A 5,558-nucleotide genomic window follows, 5' to 3' on the forward strand; every position below is an offset into this window, starting at 1 on the left:
AGCTTGATAACATTCGATCGCCCGTTCGATATTCTCTCCTCTATCGAACTTGATTCTGTCACTGTAAGCACTTCCTAAATTATTTTGAGTCATCGCCCAATCTTGGGGCAAAGCATCGCGGGTGTAAACTTGTAAAGCAGCTTGATAACATTCGATCGCCCGTTCGATATTATCTCCTCTATCGAACTTGATTCTGTCACTGTAAGCAAGTCCTAAATTATTTTGAGTCATCGCCCATTTTTGGGGCAAAGCATCGCGGGTGAGAACTTGTAAAGCAGCTTGATAACATTCGATCGCCCGTTCGATATTCTCTCCTCTATCGAACTTGATTCTGTCACTGTAAGCAAGTCCTAAATTATTTTGAGTCCTCGCCCATTTTTGGGGCAAAGCAGCGCGGGTGAGAACTTGTAAAGCAGCTTGATAACATTCGATCGCCCGTTCGATATTCTCTCCTCTATCGAACTTGATTCTGTTACTGTAAGCAATTGCTAAATTATTTTGAATAGTTGCCCAAAGTTCGGCATCAGTAACTTGCTTAAAAATTTGCAATCCCGCCTCGTAGCCGGCAATGGCAATTTCCATATTGCTACTTTTGCTACCCAGCGGAAACTGTTGAATCAAATTACTGAATTTAACTATATTAAGAGTAATGTTTGTAGCTTCCTCTGACTCCATTGCTGCGATAGTTTGAGTTGCCCACTCGCGCAGATATCGGGCAAAACCATCATCTAATAATTCTAGATTCTGTTTCAGGAGGGCGATTTGTTCGTCTTCTGGGGAGTTGAGGAGGGATTGAATCAGATTGAGATAGGCTTCGCGGCGTTTTTCGTTCATTTTGCACAACCCATTTTTGGAATATTTTACATTATTTGTTGGGGGAAGGCAAGTTCGGCAGCGGATTTTGTAGCGGATGTAACGGATGGATTTGGGGGTGATTTACGGATTGATTACGGGTTGATTGCAGAGGCCCCGGCGGTTGGAAACCGCGTCTACACAAACGATGTCCACCTCCGTGGACGAAGATGGTATTCGGAGATGGAAAATCGTTGGATGAAATCTTCAACCCGCGGAGGCGGGTTTTGTTTTTGTAGACGCGGTTTCAACCGCCGGGTTTCTCTCAATCAATTGGGTAAAATCTTCAACCCACGGAGGTGGGTTTTGTTTTTGTAGACGCGGTTTCAACCGCCGGGTTTCTTCCTAATTACCCAACCCTTCAACTAACAGATTGCGAGCACTTTCCAAGGCTTCCTGCAACTTACTAGCATCACGTCCCCCAGCCTGCGCCAAGTTAGGCCGCCCGCCGCCTTTGCCGCCACAAATTTGAGCAATTCCCCCGATAAACTTGCCAGCTTGCAATCCTTTCTTATTAACTTCTGGACTAAAAGCTGCTACCAAACTTACCTTGTCCGGTTCAGGAATTGATGCCAAAACAACCGCAGCATTTCCTAACTTTTGCTGCAATCTTTCCGCCGCAGTTTTCAGCGCTTCTGCATCCACATCACCCAATTGAGCTACAATGATTTTGAACTCGCCAATGGACTCAGCTTTTGCTAGCAACTGGTCGGATTTCGCGATCGCCAATTCGGACTTTGCAGCAGCCAACTGCTTCTGAGTATCCTTCAATTCATTCTGCAAATTAGTAATCCGGTTGGGCAATTCTTCGGGTTTCGCTTTAAATCGATCGCCCAAATCGCGCACAACCCTGTCACGCACATTCAAATAATCCAAAACAGCTTGACCCGAAACCGCCTCAATCCGGCGAGTACCAGCCGCAACCCCCGCCTCGGAGACTATCTTAAACAGCCCGATTTCTGCGGTATTGCTGACGTGAGTCCCCCCGCACAATTCCATCGAAACCCCGGGAAAGTCGATTACCCGCACTACGTCGCCGTACTTCTCGCCAAACATGGCTGTGGCGCCTTTTTCTCTGGCTTGGGCGATCGGCATTTCGGCAACTTCCGCAGCGTGGGCCTCAGCAATCCAACTATTAACTCGATCCTCAATTTTCTGCAATTCTGCTACTGTGACAGCGCGGGGAGAATTGAAATCAAATCGCAATCTCTCTGTCGATACCAGGGAACCAGCTTGCGAAATTGAATCGTCCACAATTTGCCGCAAAGCTGCTTGCAATAAGTGAGTTGCTGTGTGGTTAGCCTGAATTCGGCGGCGGCCGCTATTGTCAATTTTCGCAGTCAAACTATCGCCAACTTTCAGGGTTCCCCGTTCCACAAAGCCGAAATGCACGAAGAAATCCGACTCCTTCTTTACATCATCAACTCTCACCAACAAACTATCACCATTCTCTCCGCTTTGCAAATAACCTTTGTCCCCAAGTTGTCCGCCGGATTCTGCATAAAACGGCGTTTGGTTCAAAACAACTTGTACCTCAGTTCCCGCCTCTGCTGATTCCACAGCTTTGCCGTCAACTAAGATAACTTTGATTTCAGCTAAACTTGACAATTCAGTATAGCCAACAAACTCTGTTTTCTGGATACTCTCAGCTAACTTATCCAAGGAACCCTGCACAGTTAAATCAATGGTTTGGTGAGCTTCTTTCGCGCGAGTTTGCTGTTCCTTCATCGCGACTTCAAAGCCATCTAAATCGACAGTAATTCCCTGTTCTTCCGCAATTTCTTGAGTCAATTCTAAGGGGAAACCGTAGGTATCGTAAAGCGTGAACGCATCTTGTCCAGAAATTTCTACTGTGGGGTGGGCATCCTGCCCGCCCCCAGAAACCGACAGGCGAGACGCCTGTTCCACAAGAGCTTTTTTGAGAATTTCCTCAAGCAGCTTCTCTCCGCGTTCCAAAGTCTTGAGAAACTGCGCCTCTTCCCTTGCCAATTCCGCCTTAATTTGAGCTTCCCGCGATCGCACATTTGGATAAGCAGCTTCCGAAAGCTCGATCGCACTTTCAGCCACCCGCACCGTAAACTCACCCTGAATCCCAATCAGCCGCCCGTGGCGCACCACCCGCCGAATCAACCGCCGCAAAATGTAACCGCGGCCGACATTTGACGCGCGAATTTCGTCTGCAATCATGTGCACCACAGCCCGAATGTGATCGCCAATTACTTTCAGCGAAACCTTGACATTTTCATCGCTATTGTGGTAATCAATTCCGGCAATTTCCGCCGCCGATTGGACGATCGGAAAAATCAAATCTGTTTCGTAATTGTTCGGGACTTTCTGGAGGATTTGCGCCATCCGTTCCAATCCCATCCCAGTATCAATATTTTGATTTTGCAGCGGTGTTAAATGGCCCTCTGCATCCTTATTGTACTGCATGAAAACCAGGTTATAAAATTCGATAAACCTGCTATCATCTTCGAGGTCAATATTGTCGCCTCTTTCTGGGTGGAAATCGTAGTAAATCTCGGAACAAGGGCCGCAGGGGCCTGTGGGGCCAGATTGCCAGAAATTGTCTGCTTCTCCCATGCGTTGAATGCGATCGCCCGGAATGCCAATTTCATCGCGCCAAATCGCAAAAGCTTCGTCATCTTCTCGGAAAACGCTAACAACTAAATTGGACGCAGGTAAACCGAAAACTTCTGTGGAAAGTTCCCACGCCCAAGCAATCGCCTGTTTCTTGAAATAATCCCCAAAACTGAAGTTACCCAACATCTCAAAAAACGTGTGGTGGCGGGCGGTACGGCCGACGTTTTCGATATCGTTGGTGCGGATGCACTTTTGTGAAGTGGTAGCGCGCGGTGATTCTGCGGTGCGCTGTCCGAGAAATATCGGCTTAAATTGTAGCATTCCGGCGATCGTTAGCAACACAGTCGGATCTTCGGGCACCAAAGAAGCACTCGGCAGGATTTTGTGTCCCCGCTGGGCGTAAAAGTCGAGGAATGTTTGGCGGATTTGACTACCGCCGAGAGACTTAGGAGTAATAGACATGACAAAAACTGTTAAGTATGTAAAGATGTAGCAGCAATAGAACTCAATACGCTTCAGTTAATAGTGTTTATTGCCCGGAGATCCCCTCGCATCCCCCTTAAAAAGGAGAGTAGGGGTTGACTTTGAGAAAACTCTTGTCCCCCCCTTTTTAAGGGGGGCTAGGGGGGATCGGGCTTAGCCCAAGCGTATTGCAATAGAACTTACATCTATGTGGATATTTATATCATTATACTTAGTAATGTAAAGACCTATCAAGTTTTACAAATTGTGCTTTACTCCTCCCAAAGCTCGTGCTAACTTAACAATAGACACCGGGACAGAAAGAAACAGGAGGTCGCTATATTTAGCCCGTTCAGCGGGAACCCCCTCTCGATAATTTTTAATTTGGGGTGGGATGAAAGCCAGGTTTGTGAAAAATGGAAGGTTGACCGATTCCGTAGGACAGGGAAATCTTCACAGCCTGAACAAACAATCCTTGATATATTGGAAAGACAGTGGGGCTGGACGTGTTCCTCACTATAAAACGCCGTAGAGAGAAACATTTTGGAGTATCTCGAAGGAAGATCTAGATATCCTTAACAGGACTCAGATGCCTACAACATATTGCTTGCAATTGATGTAGGAGCGTCACAAGCAAAGTTCAAGGATATAGACATGGTGTCTCCGGTCTAAATTCCCAGGCGCGGCCGAAATTAACCGAACACAACTTGGAATAGTGGCGAAACTGCCGATCGCGCAGTCAAGCCAAACCGCAGTCGAGTCAGACTTATTGTGCTTGCGGATTAAAAGTAAAGCTGCACAAGTTGTAAACCCTAGTAAGCATATTGTTCTCTACCGGAAACACATCTCGTTTGTTAGAAAATCAAAGATTCTTATATTATTGGGTCTGGTCGCTGTCGATCGGGCCCTACGCTTTTTTATAGGGAAATGGGAAGAGGGGGAGAAAGAGAGAGGGGGAGACGGGGAGACGGGGAAGAAAGGGAGAGGGGGAGAAAGGGAGAGGGGGAGAGGGGGAGAAAGGGAGAGAGGGAGAGGGGGAGAGGGGGAGACGGGGAAGAATCCCGATGCAAGCATCTGTGCACAAGCTCTTATCTGCGAGCGGGGACGCTCGCGAGTCTGTTATGGTGCGAGCGTCCCCGCTCGCTTGCGGAACTCACTTCGAGCGGGACGCTCTATTCGTGCTATTCGGCTCGGACTGCTGTGACTCGATCGATCGAGCTTTTGAGTTATCTATAATACATAACGGGCGATCGCGCCCGCGCGTTTTTGGTCGTGGCTGACGCCCTCTGGCATGAGGCACTGTCAATATGCGATATCATTGAAAAGTCAGTACAAGAGGTTAACTTACAGGGCGAAATAGTTATCTAAACTTAGTCAAAGCTCGCTGAACAAGATAAGTCTAGAATTGATATAATATCTGCAATGCCGAAAACCAAAGCTCAATTATCCGGTTTGTAAACCGCAGTTCTGTCAGGACTAGCCAGCCTGTTAAGGTCGAGAAGGAAGTCCACAACTCGTTAAATTGGCTGAAAATAGTGGGTGACTCATGGCTAAAAGCTTCAGCTAGAATTGTTTTTTGGATTAGGATGGGCTACATCCGAATTTACGCCTGTGGACAAGTTGCGAGCCGACTCCCTTGGGTGAAGCAGGAAGCAGACCCT

General features: G+C 47.4%; 2 protein-coding genes. Both read right to left on the minus strand.

All coding sequences use genetic code 11. The features are described from left to right. Nucleotides 1-834: tetratricopeptide repeat protein (locus tag JGK22_RS32360; protein WP_293199323.1), on the minus strand; the 834-nt coding region annotated here is incomplete at its 3' end. 363 nt (nucleotides 835-1,197) lie between these two features. After that, nucleotides 1,198-3,897, minus strand: a complete 2,700-nt coding sequence (gene alaS, locus JGK22_RS32365; protein ID WP_293314490.1) for an alanine--tRNA ligase — start codon at nucleotides 3,895-3,897, stop codon at nucleotides 1,198-1,200. Nucleotides 3,898-5,558: the final 1,661 nt, after the last annotated feature.

Origin of the sequence: Microcoleus sp. PH2017_08_TRC_O_A (assembly GCF_020738665.1) — a bacterium.
Classification (GTDB): Bacteria; Cyanobacteriota; Cyanobacteriia; order Cyanobacteriales; family Microcoleaceae; genus Microcoleus.

Coding starts and splice junctions, on each gene's coding strand:
- alaS (WP_293314490.1), bottom strand. CDS start 3,897: ATGTCTATTACTCCTAAGTCTCTCGGCGGTAGTCAAATCCGCCAAACA.